At 60.8% G+C, this 13651-nt stretch carries 14 protein-coding genes; 5 read left to right on the forward strand and 9 right to left on the reverse strand.

The features are described 5' to 3' along the window. Positions 1-3: 3 nt before the first annotated feature. From RE432_RS08550 to RE432_RS08560, 3 genes are all read right to left on the reverse strand, one after another. Complete coding sequence (locus tag RE432_RS08550; protein ID WP_310932900.1) at positions 4-945, reverse strand: branched-chain amino acid ABC transporter permease; 942 nt, start codon at positions 943-945, stop codon at positions 4-6. A 109-nt stretch (positions 946-1054) separates the two neighbouring features. Further along, a complete protein-coding gene (locus tag RE432_RS08555; RefSeq protein ID WP_310932901.1) occupies positions 1055-2305 on the reverse strand; it encodes a branched-chain amino acid ABC transporter substrate-binding protein in 1251 nt (416 codons plus the stop codon). Between the two features lie 200 nt (positions 2306-2505). Next, a complete protein-coding gene (locus tag RE432_RS08560) occupies positions 2506-3201 on the reverse strand; it encodes an FCD domain-containing protein (RefSeq protein WP_310932902.1) in 696 nt (231 codons plus the stop codon). A 112-nt stretch (positions 3202-3313) separates the two neighbouring features. Between RE432_RS08560 and RE432_RS08565 the strand changes: the two genes are divergently transcribed. From RE432_RS08565 to RE432_RS08585, 5 genes are read left to right on the forward strand one after another with little or no spacing between them, the layout of a single operon-like run. Beyond that, a complete protein-coding gene (locus RE432_RS08565; RefSeq protein ID WP_310932903.1) occupies positions 3314-4186 on the forward strand; it encodes a fumarylacetoacetate hydrolase family protein in 873 nt (290 codons plus the stop codon). Between the two features lie 40 nt (positions 4187-4226). Beyond that, the gene (locus RE432_RS08570; RefSeq protein ID WP_310932904.1) at positions 4227-5249 is read left to right on the forward strand and encodes a TRAP transporter substrate-binding protein; all 1023 of its coding nucleotides are present in this window, start codon (positions 4227-4229) and stop codon (positions 5247-5249) included. A gap of 4 nt (positions 5250-5253) precedes the next feature. After that, positions 5254-6642 (forward strand): FAD-linked oxidase C-terminal domain-containing protein, encoded by a 1389-nt coding sequence (locus tag RE432_RS08575; protein WP_310932905.1) that lies wholly within the window; start codon positions 5254-5256, stop codon positions 6640-6642. 52 nt (positions 6643-6694) lie between these two features. Further along, positions 6695-7198: a TRAP transporter small permease gene (locus RE432_RS08580; protein WP_310932906.1), complete on the forward strand. Its 504-nt coding sequence runs from the start codon at positions 6695-6697 to the stop codon at positions 7196-7198. A gap of 12 nt (positions 7199-7210) precedes the next feature. Further along, positions 7211-8491, forward strand: a complete 1281-nt coding sequence (locus tag RE432_RS08585; RefSeq protein ID WP_310932907.1) for a TRAP transporter large permease subunit — start codon at positions 7211-7213, stop codon at positions 8489-8491. A gap of 36 nt (positions 8492-8527) precedes the next feature. Here RE432_RS08585 and RE432_RS08590 read toward each other — a convergent pair whose 3' ends face one another. The 6 genes from RE432_RS08590 to RE432_RS08615 all read right to left on the reverse strand — a co-directional run bounded on the left by RE432_RS08590 (position 8528) and on the right by RE432_RS08615 (position 13608). Next, complete coding sequence (locus tag RE432_RS08590) at positions 8528-9187, reverse strand: thiopurine S-methyltransferase (protein WP_310932908.1); 660 nt, start codon at positions 9185-9187, stop codon at positions 8528-8530. Positions 9188-9265: 78 nt separating this feature from the next. Beyond that, the gene (locus RE432_RS08595; RefSeq protein ID WP_310932909.1) at positions 9266-10027 is read right to left on the reverse strand and encodes a flagellar regulator YcgR PilZN domain-containing protein; all 762 of its coding nucleotides are present in this window, start codon (positions 10025-10027) and stop codon (positions 9266-9268) included. Positions 10028-10121: 94 nt separating this feature from the next. Further along, the gene (locus RE432_RS08600; RefSeq protein WP_310932910.1) at positions 10122-11123 is read right to left on the reverse strand and encodes an amidohydrolase family protein; all 1002 of its coding nucleotides are present in this window, start codon (positions 11121-11123) and stop codon (positions 10122-10124) included. Continuing rightward, positions 11120-11656 carry a 3-hydroxyanthranilate 3,4-dioxygenase gene (locus RE432_RS08605; RefSeq protein ID WP_310932911.1) on the reverse strand — a complete coding sequence of 179 codons (537 nt, stop codon included), beginning with the start codon at positions 11654-11656 and terminating at the stop codon, positions 11120-11122. The genes RE432_RS08600 and RE432_RS08605 overlap by 4 nt, the downstream gene beginning before the upstream one ends. A gap of 41 nt (positions 11657-11697) precedes the next feature. Further along, positions 11698-12126 (reverse strand): RidA family protein, encoded by a 429-nt coding sequence (locus RE432_RS08610; protein ID WP_310932912.1) that lies wholly within the window; start codon positions 12124-12126, stop codon positions 11698-11700. An 18-nt stretch (positions 12127-12144) separates the two neighbouring features. Next, on the reverse strand, positions 12145-13608 hold the full coding sequence (locus RE432_RS08615) for a 2-hydroxymuconic semialdehyde dehydrogenase (protein WP_310932913.1): 1464 nt from the start codon (positions 13606-13608) through the stop codon (positions 12145-12147). Positions 13609-13651: the final 43 nt, after the last annotated feature.

Raw genomic sequence — 13651 nt, forward strand, 5'->3', positions numbered from 1 at the left:
AGTCTATCCCTTGCCGCCCATCAGTCCATTCGGACGCACAAGTAGCACAAGCAGCATCAACGCGAAGGGGATGGTCGAGGACAGGCTGGAGATCTTCAGCATGAAGACGCCTCCTGTCTGCTCGGCCCAGGCGCGTGCGCCGAAGAGCGAAAAAAAGTCGGCCAGTGTTGCATCGATGCCGACCGCGATGGAGGTCACGACCCCAATCAGCAGCGATGCCGCCATCGCGCCGCCCAACGAACCCAGGCCTCCCACGACGACCACCACGAAGACCATGACGCCCAGTTCAAGCGCCATGTTGGGGTTGGTGGTGTAGAACGCGCCGGCCACCGCGCCTGCCAGGCCGGCCAATGCGGCCCCCACGCCGAAGACCCCCATGAACACCAGCGGAACGTTATGTCCGAGCGCTTCCGCCATTTTGGGGCGATACAGCGCCGACCTGACCACAATGCCTACGCGGGTGCGGGTGAGCAATTGATAGATGGCCACGAACATCGAGATGGCGACCACGCCCATGAACACGCGGTAGGCCGGGTAGTTCAGGCCGCCGAGGGCGAACGCGGAAAAATCCAGCGCATCGGGTACCCGGTAATTGACCGGGTAATTGCCAAAGAACAGCTTGACCAGTTCGGCGATGATGAACGACAGGCCGAAGGTGATCAGCAGCTCGTGCGCGTGGCCATGGTGATGTACCCGGCGCAAGATGTAGCGCTCGACCAGCACCCCTATCAGTCCGACCAGCAATGGCGCTGCGATCAGGGCGCCCCAGAATCCTAGCGAGCCTTGCAGGGCATAGGCAAAGTAGGCGCCCAGCATGTAGAAGGAGGCGTGGGCAAAATTCAGTATGCCCATCATCCCGAATATAAGCGTCAGCCCGGCTGACACCATGAACAGGAGCAGGCCATAGATCACGCCGTTCAATAGCGATATGACAAGGAAATCCATAGAAATCTCGAAGCAGGCTTGAATGGTTCTTGCCTGGCCTGCCGGGGGCTGGCGCGCAGCCAGGCAGGACCAGTCGATTTACGTAGCGGGAACCGCTTTGCGTTTGGCTTTACGCCGGGTCGGGCCGCTGCATTTTGCACGCTGGCTGCGCCGGCGTCGCCGCTTCGTCGGCGCTGAACACCTTCACGGGCTTGAAGCCCAGGTCAGTGCCATCCGCTTTGTAGACGGCCTCTTTCGACGCAACGGAAACCACCATGGGCATTTGTGCTTGATGGTCGGCGGCACGCATGCTGAGCGTGCCCATGGGGGTTTCGATCGAAGCCTTCTCCATCTCGAAAGCAAGCTTCTGGATGTTCAGCTTTCCGTTTTCGGGCTGGACCCGGCCCATGGCGTCGGCCACCAACTGAAGTCCGAAGACGGTTTGCGGCTCAATGAACGTGGGCACATGGCCGGTCTTGGCTTGGTAATCCTTGACAAATGCCTCGCCCTCGGCGCCTGCGGCCTCGGGGTTGAAGGCCTGCACCACAAAGTGGCCCAGGGCAAGGTCGCCCGCGTTGGCAATGTTGCCGGGCTGGTCCAGGTATACCGTGCCGAATCGCGCTTTCAGGCCGGCCGCCCTGGTTGCCTTCATCAACAACAGCAAATCGTTGGACCAGTTTCCTGTCATCACCGTATCGGCGTTGGTGGCGGCAATCTTGTTCACGTAGGGGGCGAAGTCTTGCACTTTGTTGACATCGTGAAGTGTTTTTTCGACAACCTCGTAACCCCCGGTGGCAGCGCTATCGACAATGGCTTGTTCCATGTCCTGGCCCCACGAGTAGTTTTGGTTGATGGCATAAACGCGCGTACCCAGGGCCCCGGCTTCTTTCATGCCGGCCACCAGGGCCTGCACGCGCACCGGCGCATTGCCGGCCACGCGAAAGTGATAGAACTGGCATTTTTTACCGGTCAGTTCTTGAGCTTCGGCCCCCACATTCAGATAGATAAGCTCTTTACCGGGGTTGCGCAGGTTGTGCTTGCGTATGTCTTCGGTAATTTGGCCGCCGATTGCCGAGGACGCGCCCTGCACCACGATTTGCACGCCATCGGCAATGGCTGCTTTCAACTTGTCGGCGGCGCCGGCTGGACCCCCCTGGTTGTCGTATTCGACAAGCTGGACTTTCTCGCCGTTCCATCCCCCATTCGCATTCATTTGGTCCACTGCATAACGGGCGGCGGCGCGATAGGTCAGGCCGGTGGAGGCTTGAGGGCCCGAGAGGGTCTCAAGAATGGCAATCTTGACGGGGGCGGCCATTGCCAGTGTAGAGGCCAGCATGAGGCCGGAGGATAGGGTGCAACCAAGGATGTGATGCAGTTTCATCGTATGTCTCCAGAGGATTTTGTATAGGCCTGAACCCGCTTTCCTGATGCGTTCCGTGCGTTTGCACCGGATCGGTTGGCGGCCTTTGTCGCTATTGATCGTGAGTGGATGGGACACGCAAATGGTAAAGGGGGAAGACCCTTTCCAATAGATCAATATGGGACAGTCCGGAGTCGATAAAGGACATTGACGATCAGTGATTACCCTGAGGATTCCGCCCGGGTCGATTGAAGCAGGGGCGAGCGCAGAATGATTTGCGCCGTGGCCAACAGGTGCCGCTCAAGCTCCTGCAGGGCCGCGGGCGTGTCGCGGCGCAAGACGGCGTCCATCAGGCGCCGGTGTTCCTCGCGCACATCCCGGTGGTCGGTATCCAGCGGCACGGACAGCCGGCGGTAGCGTTCGCTTTGCTCATACAGCAGCGTGCGCATCCGGTGCAGCCAGGCGCTGGGACAGGCGCTGACCAAGGCTTCGTGAAACTCGCCGTGCGCCTGTATCCAGCTTTCCGTGATCCGCGCCTCGGTATCGGAAGGGGATTGCTGCAGCCGTTCCATGCGGTGCGCGGCGCCGACGATCCGGGTTTCCCATTCGACATCCCCGTTTTGTATGGCCTGGCTCAGGCACAGCGATTCAATGTCGATGCGGGTCTGGGTCAGATCCAGCAGTTCTTCCGCGCTGACTGCGCTGACGCGATAGCCGCGATGCGATTCCGCGGTGACCATGCCTTCGGCGCTCAGGCGCGACAGGGCTTCGCGGATGGCGCCCAGGCTGACGTTCAGCCTGCCTTCCAGCGACTTGATGTTGAGCTTGGCCCCCGGGGCCAGGCTGCCGTCCAGAATTTCGGCGCGAATCAGGTGGCGCGCCATCTCTGCTTGCGTGAGTTTATGGCTTGTGCTCATAGAATCTACATTCTATACGGGTTTATTCTAATCAGTAAATAATATATTTTTCTTCAATTAATAGATAATGAATGCTATAGTCTGCCCAACTTGACAGGGAGGAGATTCCAACATGAAGGTTGTCCGTTATTTGGCTGGTGGCCGCGAAGGCTGGGCTGTGAGCAATGCCGAGACGGGGCAGTGGCACGGATGCACGGCAGAAACCCATTCGTATCCCGGTTCGGTCGATGCGCAAATACGGAAGGGGCCCGAGGCCTTTGCGGCGGCGGCCCGCGCCATGCTGCAGCAGTCTGCTGTCGATGTCGATGCGGTACAGCTGTTGCCGCCGGTCGGCGAGCCCGCCAAGATTATCTGTGTCGGGCTCAATTACACGGATCATTCGGCTGAAAGCGGCTTCGAGCAGCCGGACTACCCGACTTTGTTCTCCCGGTTCAATACCAGTGTCATCGCCCATGATGCCCCCATGCTTTACCCCGTGCTGTCCAGCACGCTGGACTATGAAGGCGAACTGGCCGTCATCATCGGCAAGGCCGGAAAGTGTATTTCCCGCGCCACGGCGCTGGATCACGTCCTGGGCTACTCGGTGTTCAATGACGGCAGCGTACGCGAGTATCAGTTCAAATCGCCGCAATGGATGGTGGGGAAAAATTTCGATGGCACGGGGGCATTCGGGCCGTATATGGTCACGGCTGACGAACTGCCGCCAGGCGCGCGCGGCCTGAAGCTGGAAACCCGCCTGAACGGCCAGACCGTGCAGTCGGCCAATACGGCGGACATGGTGTTTGACGTTGAATCACTTATCGTCACGATCAGCGCAGCCATGACGCTGGAAGCCGGCGACGTGATCGTCGCGGGCACGCCTTCCGGTATCGGACATGCCCGCGACCCCCAGTTGTATATGAAGCCCGGAGATGTCTGCGAAGTAGAAATAGAAGGTATCGGCTTGCTGAGAAACCGGGTTCAGCACGCGGATGCCGCCGCATAGACCACCGCATCCTGATAATTACAATCCCAAGGAGACAACCATGAAACTCAAGCATCTATTGGCCATCACTGCCTTCACGGCCATGGCCGGCGTCACAGCCGCCAGCAGTGCGCAGGCGCAGGAATTCAAGGCGTACAACGCCCGTTTCGGCCACGGCATGGCGGACAACCATCCGGCGGGCGAAGCCGCCAAGAAGTTCGCGGCCGAAATGAGCCAGGCCACCAACGGAAAAATGAAGATCTCGGTGATCGCCAATCAGGCGCTGGGGCCGGATCCTCAGATGCTGGGCGCCTTGCAGGGCGGCGTGCAGGAATTCTACACGGGCAGCGCCCTGGCGATGCTGGGTCAGGTCAAAGAGCTGGGCTTCCAGGACGTTCCGTTTCTATTCCAGTCCGAAGCCGAAGCCCATGCCGTATTTGACGGCGCGGTGGGCGACTACCTGAATGAAAAACTCAGTGCCGTGGGTATCCATGTGCTGGGCTGGTGGGAAAACGGCTTCCGTCACATCACCAATTCGCGCCGTCCCGTGAACACGCTGGCGGATCTGGAAGGGCTCAAGCTGCGCACGCAGCCCAATCCGCTGACGCTGGATGCATTCAAGGCGCTGGGGGCGAATGCGTCGCCGCTGGCCTGGTCGGAATTGTTCGTCGCCTTGGAAACGAAGGCTTTCGATGGGCAGGAAAACCCGGTCGTGCTCATGAATACGCAGCGCTTCTACGAAGTGCAGAAATACATGACCTTGTCGGGGCACGTTTATTCGCCGCTGATCTTCGCGGTGTCCAAGAAGTTCTGGGACGGCCTGTCGCCTGAAGAGCAGAAGCTCATGACGGCGGCGGCAAAGAACGCAACCGTCTATCAGCGGGAGCTGACCGCTTCCGAAGTCGACGTTGCCCTGCAGCACATGAAAGACGAAGGCATGGAGGTCAGCCGTTTCTCCGACGATGACCTTCAAAAAATCCGCGATCTTGTCCCGCCCGCCATTGCGCCGCATCTGGAAAAGATCGGTCCCGAGTTCATGACGCTGGTGCGCACCGAAATTGCCGCGGCGCGTGCGGGCAAGTAAGGCCATGACACAGCCATGCACGCTACCGGCAGCGTTTACCGGCCAGCTTGATGAACTGCTGGGCGACCGATTCTCGGTCAGTATGGCGGTGCGCGAGCAGCATGGCCGCGATGAGTCGATCTTCGCCGCCATGCCGCCCGACGCGGTGGCCTATGCCCGGGATACGGCCGAGGTGGTGGCCATCGTCAAGCTGTGCGATCAGTTCAGCGTCCCCATCATTCCTTACGGCGCGGGCTCATCCCTGGAAGGCCACACCCTGGCCGCGCAGGGCGGCCTGACCCTGAATCTGCAGCAAATGGATCGTGTGCTGGCCATCCATGCCCAGGACCAGACCGCATCGGTGCAGCCTGGCGTCACGCGCAAGGCCTTGAATGCCGTGCTGCGCGATACCGGCCTGTTCTTCCCCGTCGACCCGGGGGCCGATGCCAGCTTTGGCGGCATGTGCGCCACACGGGCCTCGGGCACGAATGCCGTGCGCTACGGCACCATGCGCGAGAACGTCGTGAACCTGACCGTGGTGACGGCAAGCGGGGAAGTCGTGAAAACAGGCCAGCGCGCCCGGAAGTCAGCGGCGGGCTACGACCTGACCCGCCTTTTCGTGGGGTCGGAAGGCACCCTGGGGGTCGTGGTGGAAGCGACCGTCAGGCTGCACCCTTTGCCCGAAAGCACGACGGCGGCGGTGTGTGCGTTCCCGGACATCGATGCCGCGGTCCAGGCGGTCGTTCAGATTATTCAATTGGGCGTTCCCGTGGCGCGCTGCGAATTTGTCGATCCGGTGGCGATCAGGGCGCTCAACCTGTACAGCAAGACAGGCCTTCCCGAGCAGCCGCACTTGTTCTTCGAGTTTCATGGAAGCGAATCGGGCCTGAACGAGCAAATCGCGCTGGTGCAAGAGATCACGCAGGATTTCGGCGCCGGAAAATTCGAATGGTCGGCCAGCCCCGAAGCGCGCAGCAAACTCTGGGAGGCGCGGCACAACGTGTATTTTGCCGCCTTGCAACTGCGCCCCGGCGCTCGTTCCATCGTCACCGACGTGTGCGTGCCCATCTCGCGCCTTGCCGATTGCGTCAATGAAACCATTGAAGACTTGCGCCGATCGGGAATGATTGCGCCGGTGGTCGGTCATGTGGGCGACGGCAATTTTCACGTTCAGGTGCTGGTTGACGGCGACGCCCAAAGCGAGATCGATCAGGCCGAGGCGCTCAATGCGCGCCTGGTCGCCCGCGCATTGGAGATGGACGGCACGTGCACGGGCGAACACGGCATCGGCCTGCATAAGCAAGGTTTTCTGGTCGATGAGCTGGGCAGCGTGTCCGTGGACGTCATGCGGCGCATCAAGCAGTCGCTTGATCCCCGCAATATCATGAATCCGGGCAAGATATTTTCACAGTGAAGCTTCGCGCCGCAAGCCGCCATCCACAGGACAACTACCTGGATACTCAATAATGAAAAAACTTACGGTCTGGTACTTCAAGACGCTGGAGCTCGTCATGGTGATCTGCCTGGCGGCAATGTGCCTGATGGTATTCGGCAATGTGATACTGCGCCACTTCTTCAACTCGGGCATCAACATCGCCGAAGAGCTGTCGCGCTTCATGTTCATCTGGCTGACATTTCTGGGCGCCATCGTTGCCATGCGCGAAAGCGGCCATCTGGGCGTGGATATCCTGGTCAGGCGCCTGTCGGGCAAGCCGCGCTTCATCGCGGTATTGCTGGGACAGGCATTGGTGCTGGCCTGCTGCGGCGTCCTGCTGTGGGGCCTGCTCAAGCAGCACGCGCTCAATGTGGCGAACACCGGACTCGTGACCGGCATTTCGATGAGCGTGGTGTACTCGGCGGCTTATCTTTGCGCGGCATCGATCGGCATGCTGGCGCTGTTCAATATCCTGCGGCTGGCGACAGGCAGGGTGTCCGCCGCCGAGCTGATTCCGTCGGCCTACATCGACTAGCGGGAATCAGACATGCTTATCGCTATTTTCGTTCTGTCGTTGCTGGCCGCCATGGCGCTTGGCGTACCGATTGCCTTTGCACTGATGGTCTGCAGCATGGCCATGATGTGGTACATGGACTTCTTCGATGCGCAGATCATGGCGCAGAACATGCTGTCCGGGGCGGACAGCTTCCCATTGATCGCCATTCCGTTTTTCGTCCTGGCGGGCGAACTGATGAACGCGGGGGGCATTTCCCGGCGCATCGTCGATGTCGCGGGCGCGTGGGTCGGGCATTTCAAGGGCGGGCTGGGCTATGTGGCGATCTTTGCCTGCGTGATCATGGCGTCGCTGTCGGGCTCGGCCATTGCCGATACGGCAGCCGTTGCGGCATTGCTGATTCCCATGATGCGGTCCGCCGGCTACAACGTACCGCGCGCGTCCGGGCTGATTGCGTCGGGCGGCATCATTGCCCCCATCATTCCGCCTTCCATCGGGTTTGTCATGCTGGGGGTGGTGGGCAACATTTCGATCACCAAGCTTTTCATCGCGGGCATTGTGCCCGGCCTGCTGATGGCGTTGGCCCTGGTCGCGACCTGGGCCTATCAGGCCAAGCGCGACGAGATGCCGCGCGGCGGCAAGATGTCGTCGCGCCAGCGCTGGGCGGCAACGACCGCCGGCTTCTGGGCGCTGCTCATGCCGGTGATCATTGTCGGGGGCCTGAAAGCAGGGTATTTCACGCCGACCGAGGCCGCGGTGGTGGCCGTTTTCTATGCGCTGTTCGTGGGCTTTGTCGTGTATGGCGAACTCAAGCTGCGGCACCTGTACGGCTTGCTGCTGGCGGCCGGGAAAACATCCGCCATCGTCATGTTCCTGGTGGCGGCGGCGCAAGTCTCGGCGTGGCTGATCGCGGCGGCCAACATTCCCATGGTGGTGGCGGACATACTTCAGCCCCTGATAGACAGCCCGATATTGCTGATGCTCGTCATTATGATGCTGGTGTTTACCGTGGGCACGGTGCTGGATTTTGCGCCGACCATATTGATCCTGATCCCGGTGCTGATGCCGGCGGTACGCATGGCGGGCATCGACCCCGTGTACTTCGGTGTGCTGTTCATCATGAACAACGCCATCGGGCTGATTACGCCGCCGGTCGGGACGGTGTTGAATGTGGTGTGCGGGGTGGCCAAGGTGCGCATGGAGCCGGTCATCCGCGCCGTGACCCCCTATCTGCTGGCGCAGTCGGCGGTGTTGCTGCTGCTGATCCTGTTTCCGCAACTGGTGCTGGCGCCGCTGCATTTCATGACGCGCTAGCCGCTGCGGCGCGAGGCTGTTGTATCGGGCCTCGCGTCAGCGCGTGCCGTCAAGCCGGTAGACCAGCGTGTCCAGCCGGCTCAGCCCACGCTCGACGAACTTGGGCTCTTTGTCCAGGATGCCGCGCTGGTCGATCAGCGTGGCGCGCGAGTGGCCGGCATACAGGCTTTGCACTTCAGCGTCCTTGAGCGCGAAGGGCGGTCCGTCCATCTGCTCCTGCTCATAGTCCAGCGTCAGCAGCAGCCCGCGATACTGGCTGGCGAGCTGCCCATATACATGCTCGACATAGCGCCGCCGCATGCCGGCGGGCAAGGCAACCAGCGCGGCACGGTCATACACCCCTGCGCAGCCCGACAGCGTATGCGCGTCCAGCGTAAAGATATCGGCGCAGATGATGTCAATATTGCCTGCCTGGTAGCGGGGGCCGATGGGGCTGTCTTCGATGGCGGGATGCAGGCCGTTCTCGTCAAAGAACTGTTCGATCGCCTGTTGCGCCAGCTCTACGCCCAGCACGGCATGGCCTTGCTGGGCCAGCCAGATCATGTCCAGCGATTTGCCGCATAGCGGTACCAATACGCGGGCGCTGCCCGGCAATTCCAATGCGGGCCAGTACTTTTGAAGCAAGGGGGTAACGCGTTGCTGGTGAAAGTGCGTGCGGTCTTCACGCCATCGTGCCAGCCAGAAGTCGGCGTCCATGATTCATCCTTAGGCAAAATGGGCGGATGCCGCCGGGGTGGCGCCACCCGCGGTCCTGTTCGACAGTGTTGACGGGCCTTAATCGAAGCCGCGGCGTTTTGCGTTCAGCTTGCGTTCGAGCAGGCCGATGTAATGCTGCACCATGATCTGCATGGGATTGGGCAAATTGACGAACTTGCAGCCAATGACCCGGCGTTCGACATCGTTGGCAAGGCTTTCGTCTTGCGAACGCATGACCCGCAGTTCGGTCACGACACTGCCCACTTCGGGCAGTTCCAGCTTGCAGTGCTTGTAGGTCGCGCCTTTGCTGTTGTCGAGTATGTGATCGGCATCGACCAGCGAGACGCCGCCCGCGCTGATGTCTTTGACGATCAGGCTGTGCTCGATGGTGCCGTGCTCGCCCTTGATGGGGATTTTGCACGATGCCGGATGGGTGACCGGGGTATCGACCCGGTAGTATTCCCGGCGCTGTATGCGGCTGAGCGTTTGCGGAATAGGCATGCTCAGCGCAGGCAGATTGTCTTGCAGGCAGGGTGTGATGTCGGTCGTCGAGAACTGGATATGGATTTTGTCCAGCATGGTGTCGAAGGTGACCGACTGGGCTTTGATAATGCGCTCGTTGAAATCGGGGTCGCTGGATACGTCGACGATCAAGCGATGGTTGGCCGCGTCGACTTCGAGAATGGTTGTGACGATGGCAACGGCTCGGCCTTTCAGGTGCATGCGCAGCAAGGCCTTCCTGGCTTCGATGGAGCGCAGCAATCGAACGATCTCGAGTTGGGAACTCGTCTGGTAGGGATCGCCGTTATCGTCGGCGACACTATGCGTGGCAGTTGACATGAGTTAACAGAGCTATAGAGGGTCGCATGAAGAACGGATTGGCCGTCCCTAGTCTAACCGATTATGATAAACACATTTTATTGCAAACTGTTTCTTAGCCGCGAAGATCAAAAAAATCGACGGCATTGCCTGCACTGATGCTTTGCTTGTCAGCGGGGGTCAGCCAGGGGTTGTCGGCCACCAGCTTGCCGATATTTTGTTCGCCCAGCGGGAAGGGGTAGTCGGAGCCCAGCATGACCCGGTCAGCGCCCATCACATCGACCAACAGCCGCAATGCGCCGGCATCGAACACAGCGCTGTCCACATAAAAACGGTTGGTGTAGCTGGAAGGGCGCTGGGGGCAGTCCTGCCGGACAATGTCGCGGCATTCCCAGGCATTGTCCACCCGGCCCAGCAGGAAGGCAAAGCTGCCGCCGCCATGGGCGAAGCACAGCTTCAGGCTGGCGGGGATGCGTTCGAAGGCGCCCGACAATATCAGCGACAAAATACCCAGTTGAGTTTCGGCCGGCATGGCGACCAGCCAGGGCAGCATCCATTTTTTCATGCGCCCATCGGTCATCATGTCCCAGGGGTGCGCCAGGATGGGTATGCCGTCGTTGGCGCAATGGATCAGGAACTGCACCAGATGCTCGTCGTCCAGGTCGCGCGCGCCCAGATGGCTGCCGATCTGTACGCCGACATGGCCGCTGGCCTTGGCGCGCGACGCCTCGCGGCAGGCCAGCTCGAGGTCTTGCAGGGGGACCTGGGCCATGGCCTTGAGCCTGTGCGGGTCAGCCGCGCAATGCTCCAGCGCCAGGTCGTTCATGCGCGCCGCCCACGACGCAGTCTGTTCAGCGGGAAATTCGTAGCCGAACATAATGGGTGTCGCGCAGACAATCTGCAGGTCTATGCCGTGCCTGTCCATTTCCTCCAGGCGCTGCTGCGGGTCCCACAGGGCGCGGTAGACGGGCCGGAAGGGGTGTGCGCCTTTCATGATCTGCCCGGTCTCGCCGCCGCTGTCTATGGCCAGCCAGGGCGCTTTGTCGGCGTCCAGGCCGGCAGCCAGCGCCTGCGAGATAGGCGGAAAAAAATGCGCGTGCATGTCTATTTTCTTCATGATGCCGACTTCCCAGGATGCAGCTTGCCGCAATTCGGACAGCGGCGTTTTTCTTCGGATTCGTAAAAAGCCTTGAACAGCGGGGGCAGGTCTTTGACGATGCTTTGCAGCTGCGTTTCAACGCGGTGCACCAAGTGGCCGCAGCCGTCGTCCGATTCGCAATACCATTCGAAGCCGTCTTTCAGGCCTTCGGGCCTTTGGCGCTCGATCACCAGACAGGCGCTATTGGCTTCGGGCCGCTGCGGCGAATGCCTGACGCGCGGCGGAAGCAGGAAGATGTCGCCTTCCTTCAGGTCGACCCGTTCGCGTTTGCCGTCTATCCACAGGTTCAGATACGCATTGCCGCGCAGTTGATAAAAAAACTCTTCCAGCGGGTCATCGTGGTAGTCGGTACGGCTGTTGGGGCCGCCCACGACGGTGATCAGGAAATCGCTGTCTTGCCAGATTTGCTGATTGCCGACCGGCGGCTTGAGCAGGTGGGCGTGCTCGTCTATCCAGCGCTCGAAGTTGAACGGTTTACCGTAGGTCAGCATATCGGTCTCCTGTGCGGGTTGGTCGGGCGCGGGCGGGGCGCTCAGGATTGCGCGGGGAAGTAAGCGACGGCCTTGATTTCTATCAGCAGCTGCGGGTGAGGCAATTGATGGACTGCAACGGTCGTGCGGGTGGGGCCATCGGCCGAAAAGAATTCGCCGTACACTTCGTTGTACCCGCCGAAGTCGTTCATGTTGACCAGAAAGGCCGAAATCTCGACCAAGTGTTCGAGCCCCGCGCCTTCGCTGGCCAGAATATCCTGGATATTCTCGATCACGGCGCGGGTCTGCGCGCGAATATCCAGCGTGACCGTGCCCATGGCGTCGGCCGATGCCCCCGCAATGCTGTTGTCGGGGCGGCGCGAACTGGTGCCGGACACAAACAGGAAATCCCCGGCGCGCTTGATGTGCGGGAAGGCGCCGCGGGGTGTGGCTTTGCCGGTGACAACGCGTGCTGTGGAAGGATGGCCCATTTTCTTGTCCTTGGTGATTTAAAGCTTGATGCAGATGGTGCTGATTTCGGAATAGAAATCCAGCGAGTAGCGGCCGCCTTCGCGCCCCAGGCCCGATAGCTTCGTGCCCCCGAACGGGGTGCGCAGATCGCGCGTGAACCAGGTATTGACCCAGACGATGCCGGTTTCAAACTGGCTGGCGACGCGGTGCGCGCGGGACAGGTGGGTGGTCCAGACGCAGGCGGCCAGGCCATAGGCGCTGTCATTGACGCGATGGATGACTTCGTCTTCCGTATCGAAAGGCGATACATGGCACACGGGCCCGAAGATTTCTTCGCGCATGCAGCGGGCCGTGTCCGGCAGCCCGGTCAGGATGGTGGGCTGCACATAGGCGCCCTGATCGCGCTCATCGCCGAAAACCGGCACGGAGCCGCCCGCGACGATGGTCGCGCCTTCTTCGCGCGCCAGTTGATAGTAAGACAGGACCTTGTCGCGATGCTGCAGCGAAACCAGCGGCCCCATGTCGACATCGGGCGCGTCTGGATAATCGAGCACCAGCTTTTCGCAGCGCTGTTTCAATTCCGCCACGAAACGCTCGAAAATGGGGCGTTCGACATAGACGCGCTCGGAACACAGGCAGACCTGGCCGGAATTGGTGAAGCTGGATCGCATGACGCCGGCGGCAGCGGCTTCGAAATCGGCATCGGCAAAGACAACGGCGGCGTTCTTGCCGCCCAGCTCGAACGAGACTTCCTTGACCCCTTCCGCCGCCGCTTTCATGATGGTGGTGCCTGTGCGGGATTCGCCGGTAAAGGTGATGGCGGCAATGCCGGGATGCGTACTCAGGTATTCACCGGCGGAATCGGGGCCAAAGCCATGCACCAGGTTGAACACGCCGTGGGGCAGGCCCACCGCCTGGATGACTTCGGCCAGCAGCGTGGCGGACGATGGGGTTTCTTCAGAAGGCTTGACCACGACGCAGTTGCCCATGGCCAGGGCCGGCGCCACTTTCCAGGTGAGCAGCAGCAGGGGCAGGTTCCAAGGCGAAATGATGCCGACGGTGCCCAGTGGCTTGCGCGTGACATAGTTGATGACTTTGGCGCCGTCGGGGGCGCTGCCTTCGTACATGTCGCTGGCGCCTGTCTTGACCAGATCGGCAAAGGTGCGAAAGTTGGCGATGCCCCGCGCGACGTCCAGCGAGCGTGCCTGATGCACGGGGCGGCCGGTATCCATGACTTCGGCCAAGACGAAGTCGTCGAAACGCTGTTCTATGCCATCGGCGATGCGGTGGAGCAGCGCGGCGCGTTCTTGAGCGGTCAGGGTTTTCCAGGTTTCTTGCGAAGCGCGATTGGCCGCCTGCACCGCGCGCTCCACGGTGGCGGCATCCGCCTCGCATACCTGGCTGATCAATTGTCCATTGACCGGATTGATATTGGAAAACCGCTGCGGTGTTTCCAGCCATTGTCCGTCAACGAAGCACCGGAGCAGCGGTACATCGGCCATGTTGTCTCCATCACGAATGATTGTGGTCTTGTTTTTCTTGTAT

Source organism: Pusillimonas sp. SM2304 (assembly GCF_031628915.1).
Taxonomy (GTDB): Bacteria; Pseudomonadota; Gammaproteobacteria; order Burkholderiales; family Burkholderiaceae_B; genus Pusillimonas_C.

Coding starts and splice junctions, on each gene's coding strand:
- RE432_RS08585 (WP_310932907.1), top strand. CDS start 7,211: ATGCTTATCGCTATTTTCGTTCTGTCGTTGCTGGCCGCCATGGCGCTT.
- RE432_RS08615 (WP_310932913.1), bottom strand. CDS start 13,608: ATGGCCGATGTACCGCTGCTCCGGTGCTTCGTTGACGGACAATGGCTG.
- RE432_RS08590 (WP_310932908.1), bottom strand. CDS start 9,187: ATGGACGCCGACTTCTGGCTGGCACGATGGCGTGAAGACCGCACGCAC.
- RE432_RS08575 (WP_310932905.1), top strand. CDS start 5,254: ATGACACAGCCATGCACGCTACCGGCAGCGTTTACCGGCCAGCTTGAT.
- RE432_RS08600 (WP_310932910.1), bottom strand. CDS start 11,123: ATGAAGAAAATAGACATGCACGCGCATTTTTTTCCGCCTATCTCGCAG.
- RE432_RS08610 (WP_310932912.1), bottom strand. CDS start 12,126: ATGGGCCATCCTTCCACAGCACGCGTTGTCACCGGCAAAGCCACACCC.
- RE432_RS08555 (WP_310932901.1), bottom strand. CDS start 2,305: ATGAAACTGCATCACATCCTTGGTTGCACCCTATCCTCCGGCCTCATG.
- RE432_RS08565 (WP_310932903.1), top strand. CDS start 3,314: ATGAAGGTTGTCCGTTATTTGGCTGGTGGCCGCGAAGGCTGGGCTGTG.
- RE432_RS08560 (WP_310932902.1), bottom strand. CDS start 3,201: ATGAGCACAAGCCATAAACTCACGCAAGCAGAGATGGCGCGCCACCTG.
- RE432_RS08595 (WP_310932909.1), bottom strand. CDS start 10,027: ATGTCAACTGCCACGCATAGTGTCGCCGACGATAACGGCGATCCCTAC.
- RE432_RS08580 (WP_310932906.1), top strand. CDS start 6,695: ATGAAAAAACTTACGGTCTGGTACTTCAAGACGCTGGAGCTCGTCATG.
- RE432_RS08550 (WP_310932900.1), bottom strand. CDS start 945: ATGGATTTCCTTGTCATATCGCTATTGAACGGCGTGATCTATGGCCTG.
- RE432_RS08605 (WP_310932911.1), bottom strand. CDS start 11,656: ATGCTGACCTACGGTAAACCGTTCAACTTCGAGCGCTGGATAGACGAG.
- RE432_RS08570 (WP_310932904.1), top strand. CDS start 4,227: ATGAAACTCAAGCATCTATTGGCCATCACTGCCTTCACGGCCATGGCC.